This is a genomic window from Listeria costaricensis (assembly GCF_900183385.1).
GTDB lineage: Bacteria > Bacillota > Bacilli > Lactobacillales > Listeriaceae > Listeria > Listeria costaricensis.
The window spans coordinates 202,374-221,685 of the sequence record NZ_FXUT01000006.1 but is presented as its reverse complement, the minus strand read 5'-3'; the positions used below and the strand labels follow the sequence as shown (position 1 = coordinate 221,685).

Sequence of the window (19,312 nt, the reverse complement as noted above, 5' to 3'; positions counted from 1 at the left end):
TCAGCCTCTATTATGCTATAATACCTTTCACAACGCAATTTGAAAGGAGGACGAAAATGAGTATTTATTTCTATGGTTGTATCACGCTCGACGGGTACTTGGCGGATAAAAATCATCAGCTGGACTGGCTGTATGAAACTGGCTCCCCTGAAGAAACTAGCTACGATGCTTTTTATGCACAAATGGACATTACCATTATGGGCAAAAAAACATTCGATGAAATTGCCGATCTTGAAAATTTAGCCGACTTCTATGGCGGCACGAAAAACTACGTCTTCACACATCAGCAGGCACTCTCTTCCGATTTATTTACCCCCGTCTCCGGAGATGTCGTTTCATTTGTGCGCAGTCTTCCGGCAGATAAAAATATCTGGATTGTTGGCGGCAATCAGATTCTGGCTCCACTGCTCGATCTTGACCTTGTCGATCAGCTGGTGCTTCAATTTGCCCCTGTTTTACTGGGCGACGGGGTTCCGCTATTTACACAAAAGGAAGCTTTCAAACGATTTACGCTCAAAGAAATCCATCAGTACGGTCCATTTGCTGAACTGGTGCTTGAAAAATGATTGGTTGCTATTTACTATAAGCCACCTATTGCTATTACAGACGCAAAAAAAGATCTATCCAAAGCGAATAGATCTTTTTTTGTGTATTCTCTTGCCAACATCCTAATTGAATCCAATGACCTATTGAGAAAAAGAACGTGTGTTCGTATAATGATTTCAAGGAGTGATTGCGATGAATGAAGATCATTATTCGCATCTTGATTTTTCAGAAACGAAATTAGGCGGTATGCTTTATCAAGATCGAGGTATGTTAAAATTTCAAGGATTTATTCTAAGTGAGCATACCGACCAGCAAAAATTAACGGAGGAATTGCGTGAGCTTGTCGATCGCCCTTTTCCTGATGAACAAGCTATGCAGGACTTCATGTTTACTTTAAATGATGCGAAAAGTCATCATAAAGCCGTTCGGATTGAAGTATTTGAGCAAACAGACTATAGACCGAAAAATATCTATGATTTTACGCGGTACGATGACAAAGGAGTCATCGCCGTATATGAATCGCTTGTCCCGATTTCGTTTGATTATTCGGGGCAAAAAATTCGATTTGAGGGGCAAGGTGGGGAAATTTATACCTATTATTTTTCGGATATTCTAAACGTCGATTCTCAGTAAAAACAAGCTATTAAACACTTACAAACGTTTTCTAATCCTGAGAGCTCACGATACAATATTTTCATCTTTTCCTCAAAAATACACGTAAACATAAAAAAAGACTGTCAACCTGCAATCGGTCAACAGTCTCAAAACACCAAAAAGTCATACACGACTTTCTGCTACTTTTTTACTTATTCACTTACTGCTTGTGCCGCAGTGATGAGCGCTAAGTTGTACACATCTTCTGTGTTGCAGCCGCGGGACAGATCGTTTACAGGGGCGTTTAAGCCTTGCAGGATTGGACCGACAGCTTCAAAGTTTCCTAAGCGTTGCGCAATTTTGTAGCCAATGTTGCCGGCTTCAAGGCTTGGGAAGATGAATACGTTCGCATCGCCTTTTAATACCGAGCCTGGTGCTTTTTGAGCGGCTACGGATGGAACGAATGCTGCGTCAAATTGGAATTCGCCGTCAAGTGTCAGTTCTGGCGCTTTTTCTTTTGCCAGTGCTGTTGCTTCGACTACTTTTTCTGTTTCTTCGGATTTTGCAGAGCCTTTTGTGGAAAAGCTGAGCATGGCTACACGCGGATCGATACCAAAAATTTGAGCCGTTTCAGCACTGACGACCGCATTTTCTGCCAAGTCGGCTGCTGTTGGGGCAATATTGATTGCAACATCGCTGAACAGATAACGTTCCGCGTCACGAACCATGATCATTGCGCCAGCTACTTTTGATACGCCTGGTTTTGTTTTGATAATTTGCAAGGCCGGACGAACTGTGTCGCCTGTTGAATGAATCGCACCGCTGACAAGGCCGTCTGCTTTGCCTGTGAAAACAAGCATTGTGCCGAAATAGTTCGGATCAACCAGCATTTTACGTGCATCTTCTTCGGTTGCTTTGCCTTTACGGCGTTCTACAAATGCTGCTACCAATTCGTCAAACAATGGATCGCCGGCAGGATTGTGGATTTCGATTCCTTCTACAGATACGCCTGCTTTTTCTGCCGCTTGGGCAATTTCAGCTTCTTCACCAAGAAGTACTGGAACGATGACTTTTTCTGCGGCTAAACGTGCTGCAGCGCCAACGATACGTTCGTCCTTTCCTTCTGGCAATACGATTCGAACACCTTTGCCAGAAACTTGCTCTTTAATAGATGTAAATAAGTCGCTCATTTGATTTCCTCCATTACTCTTTATTCCCACTCATTATCATACTATAGTTTTCACAAAGATAACAGGGAAAAAACACGGATAAAAACAGAAATTGGAAGGCTTCAGCTGTATCATTACAGCTAAGTGAAGTTTGTGACTTTTTTCTTTGTCCTCTATTCAAAAGCGTTTTTCAAACTGTATTACTCACGCAAACAACTTTTTTTCAAAAAAAACTTCATATTATGGATCGTTCGTGATAAAATAAACATAACAAATGATAATGATTCTCATAGTCAGTCTTTTATAAAAGGAGGCGCAGCTGATGAAACTGAATGAAACGGCCATTGGAGACCGGGTCAAAATTACCGAATTGAACCTTGCAAGTAAAATGTTGCAACGTCGCCTTCGTTCACTAGGGTGTGACGAGGGTTGTGAAATCTGTGTCAAACAAAAAGGGGCATTCGGCGGACCTTGCACATTTGAAACAAAGGGGCAGTATATCAGCATTCGTAACTGCGATGCTTGCCAGATAAGGGTGGAGATGAATGGATAAAACGTTTTGCTTGTTGGGAAATCCTAATACGGGAAAAACTTCTCTTTTCAACGCTTTGACGGGATCTTATGAATATGTTGGCAACTGGAGTGGCGTCACGGTCGAGAAGAAAATCGGGACGCTTCGTTCCAAGGCGGGTAAATTGATCGACTTGCCGGGCATTTACGATCTTAATCCAATTTCACGTGATGAAACGGTTGTCACGCGTTTTTTATTGGAAGATTCCTTCGACTCAATGCTGAACATTGTGGATGCATCTCAGATTGAACGGAATTTAAAATTGACGGTTGAGCTGCTCGAATTCGGGGCGCCGATGCTCATGGGGCTGAACATGGTCGACGTGGCTGGTTCCCGTGGCATCAAACTTGATATTCCTTCACTCGCAAGAAAGCTTCGCACGCCCATTCTGCCCATCATCGCCCGCTCAGGAAAAGGAACGGATGACATTCTGGCGGCTTTGTCGGACAAGACGGTAGCACCGGCTCGACCACTCGTTTTGCCATACGGGGCACCTGTCGAGGCGGCCATCGGTGAGTTAAGTGAGCTGGCGGCTGGACTGATTGCCAAAAAGCGGGCGCGCTGGCTGGCGGTTCAACTTCTTGCCGGGAACCCTGTGGCGCAGGAATTTTTTGCAGAACATGGCAAGCTGGATGCAGCCGCTACAATTACCCAATCGGCGCAGGATCAGCTGGATGTCCCGATTGAACAGCACTTAAATAAGATTCGCGAAGATTATATTCAAGATGTTTGTCTCGGCTCAGTCGAATATACACGTTCGGCCAATGTGCCGCTTTCAGATAAATTGGACCGGGTCTTGACGCACAAATGGTTGGGTATTCCGATCTTTCTCGGCATCATGTGGCTGATTTTTCAGATAACATTCACCTGGGTGGGCGCCCCGCTTTCGGATCTGCTTGACGGATTTATTGGTGGGACACTGACGGACTGGGTCACAAATGGGCTGACGGCGATTGGGACCACGCAGTTTCTAATCGACCTGATCACACAGGGAATTATTGCCGGTGTTGGCGGTGTGCTTGTTTTCGTACCGCAGATTCTCGTTATTTTCTTCTTTATTTCGGTGCTGGAAGATTCCGGCTATATGGCACGGATTGCTGTCGTGATGGACCGCGTGATGGAAATGTTCGGGCTAAACGGCAAGGCCTTTATTCCGATGATCATTGGTTTTGGTTGTAATGTGCCGGGCATCATGGCGGCGCGTTCGATCGAAGAATCCAAGGAACGAATGCTAACCATTCTCGTGACCCCTTTTATGTCCTGCTCGGCTCGGCTGCCAGTTTATGCGCTGTTTGTCGGCGTTTTCTTCGAGCAGTATCAGGCGCTTGTCGTATTGTCACTCTATGTGCTTGGGATCGTACTCGCACTCGTTGTGACCAAAATCCTCTCCAAAACGCTGCTCAAAAATGACAATTCGGTTTTTGTTGTCGAGCTGCCTCCCTACCGCGTGCCTTCTGCCAGAACGTTGTGGCGCAGCACATGGGAAAAAGGGAAAGGCTTCCTGAAAAAAGCAGGTACCTTTATTTTTGCCGGTTCGGTCATTATCTGGCTGCTCAACTATGCGGGACCAACTGGATTTGACGTGCCGATGGGCGAAAGTTTTCTAGCGATTATTGGCGGCTTTATTGCCCCTATTTTGGCACCGCTCGGCTTTGGAACTTGGCAGGCTGGGGCCACTCTAATCCCTGGGTTTCTGGCCAAAGAAGTCGTCGTTTCGACAATGGCGATCATTTATTCAGTGAGTGAGGACGGGCTTGGGGCGCTTCTTTCCACGCATTATACACCGCTTTCGGCTTATTGTTTCATGTTGTTCATTCTGCTGTATATTCCTTGTCTGGCAACCGTCGCGGCGATCAGAAAGGAAACGACTTCATGGAAGTGGACGGCTTTCTCGGTCATTTATCCGCTTGTAACGGCGTATGTACTCGTTTTTTGTGTTTACCAGATCGGCAGTTTATTTACATAGAATGGAGGAATTTGTATGAGTCTGATTGTCAATATCGTTTTAGCCGTGCTGATTTTCGGTTACACGTTTTATGCGCTGGTTCGTTTCTTCAAGCGTAGTAAAGCAGGCAAATGCGCTTCCTGCGAGTTGGAAAAAATTTGCGAATGTGAGTCTGAAACACATCTTCCCGATCATTTAAAATAAAAAGCAGCCAGCAAGATCGCCGTTCAAGCGAATTGCTGGCTGTTTTTTTATGCGAAGCCGACGATGTTGTGCGGGATATAGGGTTCTTCCAGATAGGCGACATCTGCGGCCGTTAGTTTAAAATGTACGGCATCCGCGGCTGTCTCTACATGTGAAAGTTTTGTGGCGCCAACGATGGGTGCTGCCACTTGCTGTTTTTGAAGTAGCCAGGCAAGTGCCACATGAACGCGGCTGACTTCATATCTCGCTGCAAGTTCGGCCACTCTTTCGATGATGAGCTGATCCTTGTCTGCCGTCTGGTCGTATTTGGAACGCGCGATTTCATCTGTATCCGATCGCTTCGTATGGGCAGAAGCCTCTCTTGTGAGCCGACCGGAAGCAAGCGGACTGTATGGCGTAATCGCTACGCCCGTTTCCCCGCAGTAAGGAAGCATTTCCCGTTCTTCTTCCCGGTAAATCAGATTCAGATGGTTTTGCATGGAAACAAATTTTGTCCAGCCGCGCTGTTCAGCAATATGCTGAGCCTTCTGAAATTGCCAAGCGTACATGGCAGAAGCACCAATATAGCGAACTTTACCCGCCTTGACGATTTCATGTAGGGCCTCCATCGTTTCTTCGATCGGTGTGTTATAATCCCAGCGGTGAATGATATACAGATCGACATAGTCCGTTTGTAGTCGGCGCAGGCTATGATCGATTTGTGCGTGGATTGCCTTTTTAGAAAGTCCCGAGCCATTCGGTCCGTCAAACATTTTCCCCTGAACTTTCGTTGCCAGCACAATCTGATCGCGGTCGGCATAATCTTTTAAAGCGCTACCAAGAATCTCTTCACTTTTTCCCAATGAATAGACATTTGCCGTGTCAAAAAAGTTGATCCCCAGTTCAAGTGCCCGTTTGATGATTGGGCGGCTTTCTTCCTCATTCAAGAGCCACTTGTGAATCCAATTGCTCGAATCGCCAAAGCTCATTGATCCTAAGCAGATTCGCGAAACATCCAGTCCGGTACGGCCAAGTTTTGTATATTCCATCCTCATGCTCCTTTCTGTTGCTGATTTTACTGTAGCACTTGGAGTTAGGTCTATGTCAAGTGGGAGTTTTTGTTGGAAGAGTAAAATGGCCTATCGTCCATCAAGAAGGCTCATAGAATAATCTGCCATTTTAATGTAACTTGAATATCATCAATGGCATCTTGTATTTTTGCACACTCTTCATTTTCCGCTATTCTATAAGATTTTCGGAGGATAGGTTCTACACTTTTCCTATCCAATTGCCCTTGATAGAAAGCCCTGATCATATCAGAGATGACACATACAGATGGATGTTTGGCTAATAAAATCAACATATGAAACGCGTATGAATATTCCGCTTCATTCTTTGCATCTCATCCTAATGAGTAGATGACATCAGGCAAATTAGGAGAAACTTTGCCATCTATTGCTTACATGATGCACTTTTCAATTTCTTTCTTATGAAATTTATTCATGTTTTTTCCTGTTCTTGTAAAAATCTTTGTTTTATGTACTCAAAATCGCTCATACGGTCGGTACTTGTCGCGCAGTTGCATTTGTTCGGACATTCGTTTTTCGATATCTAAACGGTGGAAGAGCATGGTTTTTCCTTTTTTCACGCAAGGCATTTTGTTTCGTTTGACGAGTGATGCCAAGGCCTGCTTGGAAATCCCCAAAATCTGCGAGGTTTCTTCTGATGTGAAAAAATTTTCTTCTAACCATCGAAAATCTTCCTGTTGCTTATTCTTTCCCACTCTGCATGCCCCCTTACCTTTTTAAGTTTAGGGAATTCTGCGGATAAATTCAAGCGGTATCCTTAAAATTTTCCTTTCAGTCGTTAACAAAGAATCAAAAAAACGCTATACTGAATGTATCATGCTTAGAGGAGGAATTATCTTGAATCCTATTATTGATCAAATCCATCAGCATCGCTCTATTCGTCAATATCAGGCGGGTAAAACGATTCCAGAAGAACAACTGAACGCGATTATCCGGGCGGCTCAATGTGCACCCTCGTGGATTAACGGTCAGCAGTATTCGATGATTGGCATTAAGGAGCCGGAACGTAAGCAAAAATTGGCGGAATTGACTGGCAATCCTTATGTGGCGGAATGTTCCGTTTTTCTTGTTTTTGTGGCTGATTTTTATCGGGTCGACGTGGCAAGCAAGCACTATGGCAAAAGCTTTGGGGCTAAAACGGAGCCGGATCTGTTACTGGTAGCGGCAACAGATGTCGGGCTCGCTTGTCAAAATGCGATTCTGGCTGCGGAAAGTCTGGGGCTCGGCACGGTCTGCATCGGCGGGATCAGGCGGGAGCTCGCGGCTGTTTCGGAATTTCTGGCACTGCCGGAATTTGTGTTTCCTGTAGTCGGACTTTGTGTGGGATATCCAGAGGTCGATCCGCCTGTGAAGCCGCGTCTTCCAAAAGAAGCGGTCTACTTTGAGGAAACTTACAAGACGGATACTTGGCCGCTGCTTGAAAAATACGACGAGGAGATCATTCCTTTTTCAAAACGGGAAGGCAGTATCGGCTATACGGAACGAATTGCCAAATCTTATGACCAGCCCTACTATGCGGGCATTACGGAAGCGCTCAAAAAGCAGGGATATTTAGGCGGTAATCGGTAGCTTTTCATTTCATGTTAGTATATACTTTTACTTGGATAAAACTACTTTAGCAAAAGGAAACTGGAGGAGAACGATGAACGAAGCATTATTTTTCAAACCTGTGTTTCAGGATCGCATTTGGGGCGGTACAAAAATGAAGACTTATTTCGGCTATGATATTCCCTCAGATCATACCGGCGAAGACTGGGCAATTTCTGCGCATCCCCACGGCCCTTCTGTGGTCAAAAATGGCGCTTATCAAGGAAAGACACTGATCGAGCTTTGGAAAGAGGAACCGGCTTTATTCGGCCATCCAAAACAAGATGTTTTTCCACTTTTAACAAAAATTCTGGATGCCAATACGGATCTTTCCGTTCAAGTTCACCCGGATGATGCGTATGCCAAAGTCCATGAAAATGGCGAACTTGGCAAAACGGAATGCTGGTATATCATTGACTGCGAGCCTGGTGCTGAACTGATTTATGGTCATAATGCCCACTCAAAAGAAGAATTCCGTGAACTGGCAGAAGCGGGCAAATGGGACGCTCTTTTACGCAAAGTGGCGATCAAGCCGGGCGAGTTCTACTATGTGCCAAGCGGAACCATCCATGCTCTTGGAACGGGCACGCTGGTTCTTGAAACGCAGCAAAGCAGTGATACGACTTATCGGGTTTATGATTATGACCGGACAGATGCGGACGGCAATAAACGGGAGCTGCATCTCGACAAGGCGATCGAAGTGACAAACTATCCGCATACAGATGCCAAAGCTGAGCCTGCCATTCAAAAATTGGCCGGTGTAACCGTCACGACTTTTGTGGATAATGATTTCTTCCGTGTGGATAAATGGGAAGTTGACGGCAAAGCTTCCTTCGAGCAAGAGGCTAGTTATACACTGGTCAGCATTTTAGATGGCGAAGCGGTCCTAACTGCCGGTGACACGCAAGAAACCATCAAAAAAGGCGATCACTTCCTGATTCCAAATACAATCGCTACTTTCACGATTGACGGAAACGTGACGGCGATCACTTCTAATCCGCCTAAAGAAGCTTAAGTGAAAAGCTTTCATCTATAAAAATAAGCGAACCGAAAATCAAGTTAAGGATTCATTTTTACAGAGTGAATTTTACATGATTTTTGGTTCGCTTTTTATAATATATGATCAAAGAAAATTAGAAAGTTACTTTATTGTACAATATAATTAAGAGGTGATGGATTATGACTGTTGTCACTTATTCAGAATTACGACAAGCTCTGAAAAATTCATGGATAAAGCCAATGAAGATCGCGAGTCGATTATTATTTCTCGAAAAAATAACGAAAATGCTGTATTAATCGCGCAAGATGAGTATGATAACATGCGAGAAAACTTATATTTGCTTAGTAACCAAGCCAACTACAGTCGTTTGATGGAATCTAAGAAGCAGCTCGAGTAAGGAAAATATACTGAGAGTGAGCTGCTGGATTAATGGCTAAAAGGATCATTTTTTCAAGCAATGCTTGTGAAGAATATATCGCTTGGCAGATTGAAGATAAAAAAACACTCAAACGGATCAATAAACTGATTCAAGATATCGATCGAAATGGAAATGATGCTGGTATTGGGAAGCCAGAGCCGCTCCGTTATCAGTTTCAAGACTATTGGAGTCGCAGAATTGATGAGACTAATCGGCTTGTCTGTACTTCTGATGGGACTCGTATTCAAATCTTGCAATGCAAATATCACTATGGTCGGAATTAGACTCCGGATTTTATTTTCCTGTCAAAAGAAATCTCAATGAAAAGTCGCAAGTCACCTTTACACGGAGCTTGCGGCTTTTTTTATTCTGCTGCTCGACTTCTTGTCCAATCCGAAACACTAGGAAAGAAGCTTCTCTTTAGGCTACTTACCCGTAACTTATAAGCATTAAAAGGGCAATCGCGACGCCATTTTTGAAACAGCCCCCCTTTTATTTCTGTGAATTTTCGTAATGGGCAATTTTGGCATTCAAATGTTCGCGTGTTTCCAAAAGTTCATCGATTCGTTCATTTAAGGCGTTCCGTTCAGCGATCAACAATTGCTTTCGCGTTTCAAAAGTGGAGGCCCCCTCTTTATAAAGCGTCAGATATTCGGCTAGTACTTCGATGGAAAGACCTGCATGCCGCATACATTTGACAAATTCAATCCATTCCAAATCTTCCTGTTTATAATTACGGATGCCTCCCTTTGTTCGTTTAACTGCCGGGATCAATCCAATTCGTTCATAGTAGCGCAATGTATCTGCGGACATGGTGACTTTTTGGCTGGCTTCTGAAATATTCATGGCTTCGCTCCTTTCACTTCCTTGTTCACTCTAACACTTAAAGTGCACTCCAAGTCAAGCGAAAATCATCTTTTTTGCACATCTGGCTTTCACAAACAGAAAAACGGACTTTTGGGTGCGGCTATGCTACACTTTTATTAGTGAATATTTTTACAAAACAGAAGGGGTGACGTGCATACAATGAACGAGGCTGTCAAAACATTGGATGGTTGGTACACGCTGCATGATTTTCGTTCGGTTGATTGGCCTGCTTGGCGGGAAGTGGCGGAAAGTGATCGGATGCGAATTTTAACGGAGTTTAGTCATTTTTTGGGCGATTTGGAAATCACGAAAAAATTTGGCGAGGGTGATCAGACGATTTATTCGATTGTTGGACAGAAAGCGGATTTCGTTTTCTTGACGCTCCGGCCTACTTTGGAAGAATTGAATGAAATCGAAACGCGTTTTAATAAATTGGCGATTGCGGATTATCTGCTTCCGGTCTATTCGTATGTATCCGTTGTGGAACTGAGCAACTATTTGGCGAATCATATGGCGGGCGGCGAAGATCCTTATCAGAATAAACATGTGCGGGCACGGCTCTATCCGACTCTGCCGCAGAAAAAGCATATCTGTTTCTATCCGATGAATAAGAAACGGACGGGTGCCGACAATTGGTATATGCTTTCGATGGAGGAACGACAAGGCTTGATTGCTGAACATGGGAAAATTGGTCGAAGCTATGCCGGCAAAGTTCAGCAGATTATCGGCGGCTCGATCGGACTGGATGACTTTGAATGGGGTGTGACGCTCTTTAGTGATGATGCGCTGGAATTCAAGCGAATTGTGACGGAAATGCGTTTTGACGAATCAAGTGCCCGTTTTGCGGAATTCGGCTCGTTTTTTGTGGGCAATTTGATGCCGGTCGAGCAGTTGGAAAGTTATTTTGGAAGTTGAAAATTTTAAAATTGGGCATACAGCAGAAACAATTTTTAGAAATTTTTTTCGCTGTATGTCCAGTTTTTTTGTGTGAATCCTATTCGGCAGTTAGGTAAATCTGGTATTCCCCTGTATAAGTTGGTCTAGTGAACATCATATTCGTCTGCCTTTATTACACCTTCTTTGTCTTAGTCAAATTTCTATCAATATATCTTCTAACGATGTCCCAAAAGTCCTCATAATCATTGTTTAAAGCAATTTGATGACTAAATTCTTCATACTGCTCTTCATAACGATCTTTATCCAGATCAGATAAATTTTTTGCTTCCCTCAAAATGCTTGCTTCACGTTCTGCCCCGCATCGATCAAGTGCATGTATGATTTCTAAATGCCAGTCGCTTAGATTTCCATTTATCATAGCATCAAATCCGTCCATTTGCATGACCGTATCATAGTCAATAATCGAAATTACATCTGCTACAAAAGCCGGATATTGATTTAATATTTTATAGACTTCTGGCTCTGCATAAATAGACGACATTGCCTGTAAAAAATCATCCCCGGTTAAATTTTGATGAAATGCTCTATCAATAAAATTCATAGTAATGCCCCTCCTATAAAAATTCGGCTCTATTTCTTCTATAAATTGTATGTTGAATTTCATTAACAGTAGTTTTTATAGTTTTCGTTCCAATTTTGCTATTTTTTGCAGCAGCTGGGGGCGGTTTTTGGCTTGTTTTAGGCTTTTGGGCAGCGTGTGGGCGGCCGTTTTGGCTACTGGGAAAATGGGACGCTCACGGAGATCCGCTTCGATGTATTTTTTGAGGTAGGTCAGATGGCGTCTGTTGTAGGCGAAAAAGACCTCGCCGCGGATGCTATCCTGAAAGTAAAGCGGTCGTGCGGCCCATGGGTCGATGCCTCTTTTTAAGTAGCTGGCGACGGGGTGGGCTAACTGGCTGGTGACTTTTTCGACGGTGAATGGTTGGTTTTCTTGCCGACAGGCGGGGCATGGGCGGCTTTTGGCAAGCGTCGATCGGCTGGTTTCATCATGACGGTGATATTTGCCACAATTTTTGCAGGTGAAACGATAGCGGAATGTGTGGACAATATGTGGATGATTTTCCAGCTGAATCTGGTTTCGATAGGCGCAGGTCGGGCAGAAAAGCATTTTTTCGCCGTTTCTTTCAGTCAAATAGGCAGGATGATCGCCATTTTTGCAGGTCACGAGGATTTCTTCATGGCGCAAAATTTGATAATAGTCGAACTGGTAAGGCGTCAGGTCGGTAAAACGTTTTGGCATGGCGCTCGCCTCCTTTTCGTTCATTATTATAACACAAGAAAAGAACCGGAAAGCGGATGCCTTCCAGTTCTTATCGATTTAGATACATGATTTGATTGCCCATGGCGGACACGCTGCTTTTTAGAAGGGCGCGGTCGACTGGGCGGTTTTTATAGCCGTAGGGGTCGTTGACGTAAAAATTTTCATCATCGAAGCCTGTGATTACCACGCTGTGCATGCTATATGTCACGCGGACTTCCCCATTTTTCGTCTGCCAGTTCTCGCTCGTTTTGGGCGGGGCGTAGTCGGTCGTTGTGATAATCCAAATGGGATGGCCGGTCATGATCAAGTTTTCGACGGCCTCATCATCCAGACTGTCGAGGGTGCCAATCTGAGCAGCGGCAACATATTTTTCTGTGAGCTTCTTGATCGGCGGCAGATACACGCCTAGGCCGCGGCTTTTGCCTTCGATGCTGCCGACAAACCCTTCGCGCGGATCGCCTTTTGTGCCGTCTCGATTCGTCAAGGGGACTTTGGGAATGCGGGCGGCGAGTTCGTTTTTCGTGACAGTATGGCCTGAATATGTGAGCAGCATGGCAAGGCTTGTGACCTCGCAACCATTGTACAGTGCCGGTTCGTCCATTTGGTTGTAAAGCGGTACTTCCAAGACGTAGGCCTGTTTGCTGGCTGTGATTTGGTAAATCTGCTCAGCTCGTGATAATTTCTCTTCGCGCTGAATGACCGGAAGCTTTTCGTGATTGAGTTGAAACAGTCCGACAAAGAGCGCCACGACAAGGAGCCGTTTGAAAAGCTTTTTGGCCATTTTTAAACGAGTCCTTCTGGGGCTAACTCGGGTGGATCGTTTTCTACTTCCGGTTCGACCACTTTTTCCTCTAGTTCTGTCACGAACTGATTGACTTGCATTTCGAGTGTCTCGGAGATCTGCTGCATTTCTGTGGATACGCCCATGAGATCATCCACTTTCAGCTTGTTGATATTGGCGAATTCCAGCACGGTCACGGATTTTTCACCGATTTGTTCGGAAATGCCGGTCACATCTGTAATGGAGCTGTCCACTTCTTCGATTCCGGCCGCCATTTCTTCGGTTTCCTGGGAGACGTTCTGCATTTGGCGGGAAATTTCATTGACGCGTTCCAAAAGATCGCGGAAAGTCGTTTCTGTTTCGGAGATGATGGTTTGGCCGGCTTCGGATTCATTGAGTCCGGTATTCATCACGTGAATCGTTTCTTCGGATTCCAGCTGAATTTTTTTCAAGACGCCGTTAATGTCGATTACGGCAAGGCGAGACTGTTCGGCCAGCTTCCGCACTTCTTCTGCCACAACGGCAAAACCGCGGCCATGTTCGCCTGCTCGTGCGGATTCGATGGCTGCATTTAAGGCGAGCAGGTTCGTTTGGTCGGCAATGCTTGTCACGGTGTCGAGTGCTTTTTCAACTTCTGCAACGCGTTTGACGAGCTTGATGACTACATCGGTACTTTGGCGCATGACGTCACTGATTCGGTTCATCTGGCTGACCAGATTGTTGATAACCTGAATGCCTTCGCCGGTTTTTTCAGCGGAGTCTTTCGTGAGGTCGGATACTTTGAGTGCATATTCAGCTACGTTCTGAACACCTTCTGTCATTTGGTTCATTGCGGAGGTGCTTTCGGTCATATTGCTGATTTGTTTGGTAATTTGACCGCTCATCATATTCATTTCCTGATCCATTTCGGTTGTCATTTGCGAAATAATTTCGGTATTGATGATGACATTGTCGCTGGATTCTTTGACGGCTCGGGAAGCGTCCTTCATTTCGAGCATCATTTGACGGAGTTTTTCGGACATCAGATTGAGCTCAGTGGAAATTTCGCCAAGCTCATCTTTACTTTTATAGCTGCTTCTGTAGGAGAGGTCGCCGTCTGAAATTTTGTGGACGGAAACTTTGAGTGCTTGGATGCCTTTTACGATCCGCGAGCTGATAATGCTGTTTAAAATGAGCAGTGCGAGCAGGATGACGAAAATAACGGCGGAAAGGATGACGCTGATGGTATTGCCAAAGTCACCGATGGCATCAGATGAGCGGATGACTTCCTGGTAATTGATTTCATCGATTGCAGCAAGTTGGCGTGTTGCATCGTTAAATTTGGCTTTCACTTTTGTATAGTAGGTATTCTGTGCATCTAGGAGTTCAATGTCATTTGTGGCACTTGTTGTTGCGCGAATGACTTCGGCTGCGGCATTTTTCATGTCCTGATACTTCTCTTCAAAACTCGCTAATTGTTTTTTATCTCTGCTGGTTAGATTGACTTGTTTGAAGGCTGTCAGCGCTTCCTCATTTTCTGCATATAGCGTGTCGATGTCTTGAATCATGGCATTTTTTTCAGACATGGAATCGAACATGGTCAAAATATCGATATTGATTTTTGACATGTTGTCCTGAATACTTGCGACTTCTTTCATGGGTTTGACATTATTGACGACCATATTATCGCTCAATTTGGCGACGTGATTAAAACCAATATAAGTCGTGACCGCCAGCCCCACCAGTAATAATGCGGTTAGCACCATACTTGCCAGCAATTTTGCTTTAATTGAAAGTTTATTAATCCCCATTAACGGTCTCACTCCTTTTTTCAATTTCGTATTTATTATCTCATATTTTTTAGAAAAATACTATATTTTATTATAAAATTTAACAAATAAAAAAATAAAAGAAACATGGAAAATGAGCCATGTTTCTTTTTCATCCTGCTTACAATTCGATAAAGTCTTGTTTTTTACGTAATAGTTCTAGGTCAGTCAGATTGATTTTGAGGAATTTTCGTTTGCTTTCATCGATCGTCTTTAGCCAATCTTGTGTTAAATCTTTTACTTTTTCACGTAGCTGTTCATTTTCGCAAATAAATCCGATATTTTTATATTTTTGTTTTTCAGCGAGCGTTTCGCGTAGAGCTGCGGCATCGAATTGCTGAATTAGGGTTAAATAATAATTGCGATTATCGCGCAAAAGTTGCAGATTGGCCTCGTCTTCTTGGATGAGCTGAAAATCATTTTTGCCGAGCTGCATCAGGGCGGTCTTTTTAAATGTCGGAAAGTCTTTCGCCGGTTGTTCGGGTTTATGGACACCACTGAGCTGGGCCGCTTCAAAAGGCTTGGTATCCGCTATGCTGTCGGAAAAGCGCGCCAGTTCGGATTCGATATTTTGCAGCCTCGTCTCAAAATCCAGCTCTTGCAATAGGTTCTTGGTTTGCGCGATCAGGCCAGTCGCACGGTCAAAATCGCTTGCCATGATGGCCTGCTTGACTTTTTCAGCGGCCTCGCGTTTAATTTCCGTCTCCATTTCAGCGGTTGTCTCCCGCCATTTTTGCCATGTATCCTGCCAAATTGCCAACTGGTTTCCTCCTTTATTTTGCTAAAATTTTATCGATATATTGAATGGTTTCTTTGAATGGTGGGACGCCGCCGTATTTTTTCACATTGCCCGGCCCTGCATTATAGGCAGCCAGCGCAAGGCTCAAATCGCCATCGTACTGCTTGATATAGCCGGCCAGCTGCTTCGTTCCCTGCATGATATTGGTTTCCGGGTCGGTTCGATTCGTGCCGTACATGAGCTGCATCAAACCGGTTGCTCCGGCGCTGGAGACGGCATTCGGGTTAAAACCAGACTCTACTTCAATGATTCGTTTGATGAGTGCTTCCGGGACGTTGTAGGTGGCGGCGGCTTTAGCGATTAGCTCCTGATATTTGCCTTCATTTTGAGCTGAAATCGGTTGGAAGCGGTCGTCTGTGCTGGAGGATGTGGCGGTTTTTTCGGCAGCTGGCTGGTTGGCTATACTGGCAGGCGGGGCGGCCACACCTTGCAGCAGTTTATCGTAGACTTCTTTTGCGCGGGCCATTTGGTAGCTCAAATCAGTGGTGTTTGGACTGCTTGCGGCATTGGTGCTCGTTTGACTGGTGACTGCTTCTGCTAGTTCACTGGAAAAATGGCTGGAACGGGCTGCTTCCTGACTGGGTTGAAAAGCGGCTTCAAAGGCGGCTCGTTTGGTTTGGAGCGCCTGTTCGACTGGGTTCATGATTTCACCTCGCTGATTTCAGAAAGTGCCGCGACGGTTTCGCTAAACGGAACGGCTTCACTTCTGTCTTGTTTCAAAAAGGGGTTGATTTGCAGCGTTTTATCACGGCTTTTGAAAATATACTGGTTTTGCTCGGTCGCTTCGATGGTTCCAAGTTTAAAATAAAGTTCATTTTCCTTGTAGGTACTCAAATATTCTCGCACTTTGCCCGCCGCCTGCTGATGTTCGCTTGTGACAATTTCTTCCATGACACGGGAAACGGAGCCGAGTACGTCGATCGCCGGGTAGTGATTCAGTGTGGCCAAATCCCTGCTTAAAACGATGTGACCGTCCAAAATACCGCGGGCCAGATCGGGTACGGCGCCATTCATATCATCTCCATCTACGAGCACGGTGTAGATGCCTGTAATGGAGCCTTTTTCCGTGCGTCCGGAGCGTTCCAAAAGTTTCTTCATGTAGCTTTCCATTAGGAGTGTTTTCCCCCCGATTGGCAGCTCTTTGACGGCAATATCGACACTTCGTCTGGCATCCGCAAACCGTGTGACGGAATCCATCATGAGCAGCACATTCGCCCCCTGATCGCGGTAATGTTCGGCAATCGAGGTGGCAAGTCTTGCGGCGCGCAGCTGCATCAAATGGCTTTCATCCGAGGTGGCGGCTACGATCACGCTGCGTTTCAATCCTTCTTCGCCTAAATCTTTGCGCAAAAAATCTTTGACTTCACGTCCCCGTTCGCCGACGAGACCGATCACATTGATGTCGACCTTGGCGTTACGGGCGATCATGCCGAGCAGTGTGGATTTGCCGACACCGGATCCGGCGAAAATACCGATCTTCTGTCCGATACCGATCGACAGCATGCCGTCAATGGCTTTGATGCCGGTTTCCAGAATGTCTGTAATTTCGAGTCGATCGAAGGCGCTGATTGGCGGTGAATCGATGCTGACTCTTTGCCCGCCGTTTTGATTCGCTGTTTTCGGGCGATTGATGACTTCTCCTTTGGCATTTAAGACGGCGCCTAATAAGTCGTGATCATTGGGAATTAGGGAGGCGCTGCTGGTCAAAAAGACGGCATCCCCGTAGCTGACTTTGTCTGTCTGGCCAAATGGCAGCAGGTGATTGTTTTCTTTTTCGATCGCAATCACTTCGCAGAGCACTTGATTTTCTCCTACGATGACCAGGTCGCCGATTTTGACTTGCGGGCCTTTGGAAATGTAGACCTGCTCGTGGATGGTGTGAATCTTGCCGCGACGGATGAATGGTGGAACTTGGGTGACGAGTGGCCAGTCGGGGGCTAATTTTTTAGTCATCCGTCTCACCTGTTAGCAGACGTTCCTGATTCTGCTCACGTAGGGCGGCAAAAATCGCTCCAAAGTGATAATCAAAGAACTCTTTTTCTTCTTCCACGGTAAATTCGCCAAATGCGAGCCGCAGGTCAAAATGCCAATCAATATTTTCAAACAGCCAGCCAAATCGGCTATCCATTTCCTCACGCTTCAGGGCTTCAAGCGTTTCTGGATGTACGGTGACGGATAGGCGTTCAAAGGATATTGGCAGTTGGGCGATGGTTTCGGCAAGCAGCGGCATTACTTGCAAGCTCCGCTGGTCGAGTGCCTGATGAACCACTTGTTCGGCAAGGTCGATCGTTTTTTCATAGAGAAATTCATTGATTTGGATGAAAAGTTGCTTTTTTTCAGCTTCAAAGGCAGCCTGTTCGGCAGATAGTTTTTGGCGCGCCTGGGCGAGTACCGCTTGATCAGCTGCCAGACTTGCCTGAAGCTGGGCTTTTTCGGCTTCAAAAGCGGCTTTTTCTTGGTGCAGCGCAGCTTTTGCGGCGGTTACGTTCGCTTCTAGCTGCTGGAATTCGCGTTCACGGGGATCCGTTTCTTCTGGGGGCGCCTGACCTGGCCGGACGGCTTCCAAGTAAACGAGTTCCACGGCTTCCTTTTGCAGCGAAATCGCTTCTTTCTTGATATGCCGGCTAGATGAGGACATCCTGTTCACCCCGCTCGATCACGATTTTGCCGTCTTTTTCCATATTTTTAACGACAGATGCAATGTCCTGCTGCGCCTGCTCCACATCGGACAAGCGGATCGGACCGAGAACTTCAATTTCTTCTATGATCATATCGCGACGATTTTTAGAGACACAGGTAAGGATTTTTTCCTTGAGTTCTTCTTTCTCATTTTTAAGCGCACGGGCGACTTTGTTGTTGTCCTGAATTTCCTGCAAAACGGTTTGCAAGGTCATGTTGTCCAGTATCAGAATATCCTCAAAGACAAACATCCGCTCCTTGATTCGGTCGGAAAGGTCCTTATCGTGCTCATCGAGAAATTCAAAAATGCTTCGTTCCAGTCCTCGCGAAACATTATTCAGGATGTTCGCGACATTTTTAATGCCATCTGTTTTATTGAGCGAGCTGCTGGCCATGGTGTCGAGCTTGATGCGCAGCAGATTGGAAACATTTTGCATGACTTCGCTGTCGAATTGCTGCAGTTTGGCAATCCCAATCACGGTATGAATCATTTTTTCTTCCGGTAAGAGTGCTAGAAGCTGGGATGCCTCTTCCGGTCTCATATAAGAAGCGATCATCGCGATGGTCTGGGCTGATTCGTCACTGATGATCGTGAATAGGGAATCGACATCATCAATCTCACGCAAAATATCGAGGGCGGTTTCGCCGATTCTTGCTTCGGCTTCCACGCCGTAAATCAGCTGATTCAGTTCCTCTGCACTCATGTTAGGGAAAAGTCGGGCCAAGTGCTCGCGGTCCAGTTTGGCAATGCCGCCGGACAAGAGTTCAACTTCTGAAATGAATTCCCGCGAGACTTGATCGACGGTCTGCCCGTCCATGTCTTTCATTTTAGCCATTTCCCGTGCAAGTCGCTGCTTGGCGAGATCTGGCAGGTGATCGACAACTTCTGTAGCCACCGCTTCATCCAGATTCCAAATGATCATCGCCGCTTTTTCACGCTTTGAAATTTTGGCATAGGCGGCATCCTCTTCTTTTTTGACGGTTTCCTCTGCTTCTGTCTGTCCCTCTTTTTCAACTTCTTCGTTCAGCACCTCGGCTAGTGTCTCAGCCATGAATCTC

The 19,312-nt window shown here is 45.4% G+C and carries 22 protein-coding genes and 2 pseudogenes; 10 read left to right on the top strand and 14 right to left on the bottom strand.

The annotated features are described in order from the left end of the window. The first annotated feature begins 56 nt into the window (after positions 1 to 56). Entirely contained in the window at positions 57 to 566 is a 510-nt protein-coding gene (locus CS921_RS05850; RefSeq protein ID WP_099222126.1) for a dihydrofolate reductase family protein, read from the top strand. A gap of 172 nt (positions 567 to 738) precedes the next feature. Further along, on the top strand, positions 739 to 1,179 hold the full coding sequence (locus tag CS921_RS05845; RefSeq protein WP_099222125.1) for a YolD-like family protein: 441 nt from the start codon (positions 739 to 741) through the stop codon (positions 1,177 to 1,179). Between the two features lie 173 nt (positions 1,180 to 1,352). Here the strand turns inward: CS921_RS05845 and pta are convergent, their stop codons facing one another. Then, positions 1,353 to 2,330, bottom strand: coding sequence for a phosphate acetyltransferase (pta, locus tag CS921_RS05840; protein ID WP_099222124.1), 978 nt, complete (start codon positions 2,328 to 2,330; stop codon positions 1,353 to 1,355). Positions 2,331 to 2,631: 301 nt separating this feature from the next. Between pta and CS921_RS05835 the strand changes: the two genes are divergently transcribed. The 3 genes from CS921_RS05835 to CS921_RS05825 are packed head-to-tail and all read left to right on the top strand — an operon-like array spanning position 2,632 to position 5,029. Next, positions 2,632 to 2,862 carry a FeoA family protein gene (locus tag CS921_RS05835; protein ID WP_099222123.1) on the top strand — a complete coding sequence of 77 codons (231 nt, stop codon included), beginning with the start codon at positions 2,632 to 2,634 and terminating at the stop codon, positions 2,860 to 2,862. Then, positions 2,855 to 4,846, top strand: coding sequence for a ferrous iron transport protein B (gene feoB, locus CS921_RS05830; RefSeq protein WP_099222122.1), 1,992 nt, complete (start codon positions 2,855 to 2,857; stop codon positions 4,844 to 4,846). The genes CS921_RS05835 and feoB overlap by 8 nt, the downstream gene beginning before the upstream one ends. A 15-nt stretch (positions 4,847 to 4,861) precedes the next feature. Next, positions 4,862 to 5,029: a FeoB-associated Cys-rich membrane protein gene (locus CS921_RS05825; protein WP_099222121.1), complete on the top strand. Its 168-nt coding sequence runs from the start codon at positions 4,862 to 4,864 to the stop codon at positions 5,027 to 5,029. Between the two features lie 47 nt (positions 5,030 to 5,076). Here CS921_RS05825 and CS921_RS05820 read toward each other — a convergent pair whose 3' ends face one another. Beyond that, positions 5,077 to 6,057, bottom strand: a complete 981-nt coding sequence (locus tag CS921_RS05820) for an aldo/keto reductase (RefSeq protein WP_099222120.1) — start codon at positions 6,055 to 6,057, stop codon at positions 5,077 to 5,079. Between the two features lie 494 nt (positions 6,058 to 6,551). Further along, a complete protein-coding gene (locus CS921_RS05815) occupies positions 6,552 to 6,791 on the bottom strand; it encodes a helix-turn-helix domain-containing protein (RefSeq protein WP_099222119.1) in 240 nt (79 codons plus the stop codon). A gap of 142 nt (positions 6,792 to 6,933) precedes the next feature. Between CS921_RS05815 and CS921_RS05810 the strand changes: the two genes are divergently transcribed. The 4 genes from CS921_RS05810 (at position 6,934) to CS921_RS05795 (ending at position 9,385) form a co-directional block, all read left to right on the top strand. Next, positions 6,934 to 7,665 carry an NADPH-dependent oxidoreductase gene (locus CS921_RS05810; RefSeq protein ID WP_099222118.1) on the top strand — a complete coding sequence of 244 codons (732 nt, stop codon included), beginning with the start codon at positions 6,934 to 6,936 and terminating at the stop codon, positions 7,663 to 7,665. Between the two features lie 73 nt (positions 7,666 to 7,738). Next, a complete protein-coding gene (gene manA, locus CS921_RS05805) occupies positions 7,739 to 8,698 on the top strand; it encodes a mannose-6-phosphate isomerase, class I (RefSeq protein WP_099222117.1) in 960 nt (319 codons plus the stop codon). Between the two features lie 157 nt (positions 8,699 to 8,855). Then, on the top strand, positions 8,856 to 9,080 hold the full coding sequence (locus CS921_RS15860; RefSeq protein WP_420843739.1) for a type II toxin-antitoxin system Phd/YefM family antitoxin: 225 nt from the start codon (positions 8,856 to 8,858) through the stop codon (positions 9,078 to 9,080). 32 nt (positions 9,081 to 9,112) lie between these two features. Next, on the top strand, positions 9,113 to 9,385 hold the full coding sequence (locus CS921_RS05795; protein WP_099222116.1) for a Txe/YoeB family addiction module toxin: 273 nt from the start codon (positions 9,113 to 9,115) through the stop codon (positions 9,383 to 9,385). Between the two features lie 208 nt (positions 9,386 to 9,593). On the opposite strand, the gene CS921_RS05790 is transcribed toward CS921_RS05795, so the two are convergent. Then, complete coding sequence (locus CS921_RS05790; RefSeq protein WP_099222115.1) at positions 9,594 to 9,947, bottom strand: MerR family transcriptional regulator; 354 nt, start codon at positions 9,945 to 9,947, stop codon at positions 9,594 to 9,596. Positions 9,948 to 10,127: 180 nt separating this feature from the next. Between CS921_RS05790 and hemQ the strand changes: the two genes are divergently transcribed. Beyond that, complete coding sequence (gene hemQ, locus CS921_RS05785) at positions 10,128 to 10,883, top strand: hydrogen peroxide-dependent heme synthase (RefSeq protein WP_099222182.1); 756 nt, start codon at positions 10,128 to 10,130, stop codon at positions 10,881 to 10,883. 154 nt (positions 10,884 to 11,037) lie between these two features. Here hemQ and CS921_RS05780 read toward each other — a convergent pair whose 3' ends face one another. The 10 genes and pseudogenes from CS921_RS05780 to CS921_RS05740 form a co-directional block, all read right to left on the bottom strand. After that, on the bottom strand, positions 11,038 to 11,466 hold the full coding sequence (locus tag CS921_RS05780; RefSeq protein WP_099222114.1) for a DMP19 family protein: 429 nt from the start codon (positions 11,464 to 11,466) through the stop codon (positions 11,038 to 11,040). 75 nt (positions 11,467 to 11,541) lie between these two features. Further along, complete coding sequence (locus tag CS921_RS05775) at positions 11,542 to 12,165, bottom strand: hypothetical protein (protein WP_099222113.1); 624 nt, start codon at positions 12,163 to 12,165, stop codon at positions 11,542 to 11,544. A 70-nt stretch (positions 12,166 to 12,235) separates the two neighbouring features. After that, a complete protein-coding gene (locus CS921_RS05770; RefSeq protein ID WP_099222112.1) occupies positions 12,236 to 12,967 on the bottom strand; it encodes a C39 family peptidase in 732 nt (243 codons plus the stop codon). A gap of 2 nt (positions 12,968 to 12,969) precedes the next feature. Beyond that, positions 12,970 to 13,731, bottom strand: a pseudogene (locus tag CS921_RS15855) (methyl-accepting chemotaxis protein); the annotation flags it as partial. Between the two features lie 249 nt (positions 13,732 to 13,980). Continuing rightward, a pseudogene (locus CS921_RS15850) lies at positions 13,981 to 14,757 on the bottom strand (MCP four helix bundle domain-containing protein); the annotation flags it as partial. 139 nt (positions 14,758 to 14,896) lie between these two features. Beyond that, complete coding sequence (locus CS921_RS05760) at positions 14,897 to 15,535, bottom strand: hypothetical protein (protein ID WP_099222110.1); 639 nt, start codon at positions 15,533 to 15,535, stop codon at positions 14,897 to 14,899. Positions 15,536 to 15,548: 13 nt separating this feature from the next. Beyond that, positions 15,549 to 16,217, bottom strand: a complete 669-nt coding sequence (locus tag CS921_RS05755) for a lytic transglycosylase domain-containing protein (RefSeq protein ID WP_099222109.1) — start codon at positions 16,215 to 16,217, stop codon at positions 15,549 to 15,551. Further along, positions 16,214 to 17,527 (bottom strand): FliI/YscN family ATPase, encoded by a 1,314-nt coding sequence (locus CS921_RS05750; RefSeq protein ID WP_099222108.1) that lies wholly within the window; start codon positions 17,525 to 17,527, stop codon positions 16,214 to 16,216. The genes CS921_RS05755 and CS921_RS05750 overlap by 4 nt, the downstream gene beginning before the upstream one ends. Beyond that, positions 17,520 to 18,212 carry a FliH/SctL family protein gene (locus tag CS921_RS05745; protein WP_099222107.1) on the bottom strand — a complete coding sequence of 231 codons (693 nt, stop codon included), beginning with the start codon at positions 18,210 to 18,212 and terminating at the stop codon, positions 17,520 to 17,522. The genes CS921_RS05750 and CS921_RS05745 overlap by 8 nt, the downstream gene beginning before the upstream one ends. Beyond that, positions 18,199 to 19,305 carry a flagellar motor switch protein FliG gene (locus CS921_RS05740; protein ID WP_099222106.1) on the bottom strand — a complete coding sequence of 369 codons (1,107 nt, stop codon included), beginning with the start codon at positions 19,303 to 19,305 and terminating at the stop codon, positions 18,199 to 18,201. Before CS921_RS05740 ends, CS921_RS05745 begins: the two co-directional genes overlap by 14 nt. Positions 19,306 to 19,312: the final 7 nt, after the last annotated feature.

Bases quoted from the DNA above. Each gene is read 5' to 3' on its own strand.
- CS921_RS05850 (WP_099222126.1), top strand. From the start codon at position 57: ATGAGTATTTATTTCTATGGTTGTATCACGCTCGACGGGTACTTGGCG.
- CS921_RS05845 (WP_099222125.1), top strand. From the start codon at position 739: ATGAATGAAGATCATTATTCGCATCTTGATTTTTCAGAAACGAAATTA.
- pta (WP_099222124.1), bottom strand. From the start codon at position 2,330: ATGAGCGACTTATTTACATCTATTAAAGAGCAAGTTTCTGGCAAAGGT.
- CS921_RS05835 (WP_099222123.1), top strand. From the start codon at position 2,632: ATGAAACTGAATGAAACGGCCATTGGAGACCGGGTCAAAATTACCGAA.
- feoB (WP_099222122.1), top strand. From the start codon at position 2,855: ATGGATAAAACGTTTTGCTTGTTGGGAAATCCTAATACGGGAAAAACT.
- CS921_RS05825 (WP_099222121.1), top strand. From the start codon at position 4,862: ATGAGTCTGATTGTCAATATCGTTTTAGCCGTGCTGATTTTCGGTTAC.
- CS921_RS05820 (WP_099222120.1), bottom strand. From the start codon at position 6,057: ATGGAATATACAAAACTTGGCCGTACCGGACTGGATGTTTCGCGAATC.
- manA (WP_099222117.1), top strand. From the start codon at position 7,739: ATGAACGAAGCATTATTTTTCAAACCTGTGTTTCAGGATCGCATTTGG.
- CS921_RS15860 (WP_420843739.1), top strand. From the start codon at position 8,856: ATGGATTATGACTGTTGTCACTTATTCAGAATTACGACAAGCTCTGAA.
- CS921_RS05795 (WP_099222116.1), top strand. From the start codon at position 9,113: ATGGCTAAAAGGATCATTTTTTCAAGCAATGCTTGTGAAGAATATATC.
- CS921_RS05790 (WP_099222115.1), bottom strand. From the start codon at position 9,947: ATGAATATTTCAGAAGCCAGCCAAAAAGTCACCATGTCCGCAGATACA.
- hemQ (WP_099222182.1), top strand. From the start codon at position 10,128: ATGAACGAGGCTGTCAAAACATTGGATGGTTGGTACACGCTGCATGAT.
- CS921_RS05780 (WP_099222114.1), bottom strand. From the start codon at position 11,466: ATGAATTTTATTGATAGAGCATTTCATCAAAATTTAACCGGGGATGAT.
- CS921_RS05775 (WP_099222113.1), bottom strand. From the start codon at position 12,165: ATGCCAAAACGTTTTACCGACCTGACGCCTTACCAGTTCGACTATTAT.
- CS921_RS05770 (WP_099222112.1), bottom strand. From the start codon at position 12,967: ATGGCCAAAAAGCTTTTCAAACGGCTCCTTGTCGTGGCGCTCTTTGTC.
- CS921_RS05755 (WP_099222109.1), bottom strand. From the start codon at position 16,217: ATGAACCCAGTCGAACAGGCGCTCCAAACCAAACGAGCCGCCTTTGAA.
- CS921_RS05750 (WP_099222108.1), bottom strand. From the start codon at position 17,527: ATGACTAAAAAATTAGCCCCCGACTGGCCACTCGTCACCCAAGTTCCA.
- CS921_RS05745 (WP_099222107.1), bottom strand. From the start codon at position 18,212: ATGTCCTCATCTAGCCGGCATATCAAGAAAGAAGCGATTTCGCTGCAA.
- CS921_RS05740 (WP_099222106.1), bottom strand. From the start codon at position 19,305: ATGGCTGAGACACTAGCCGAGGTGCTGAACGAAGAAGTTGAAAAAGAG.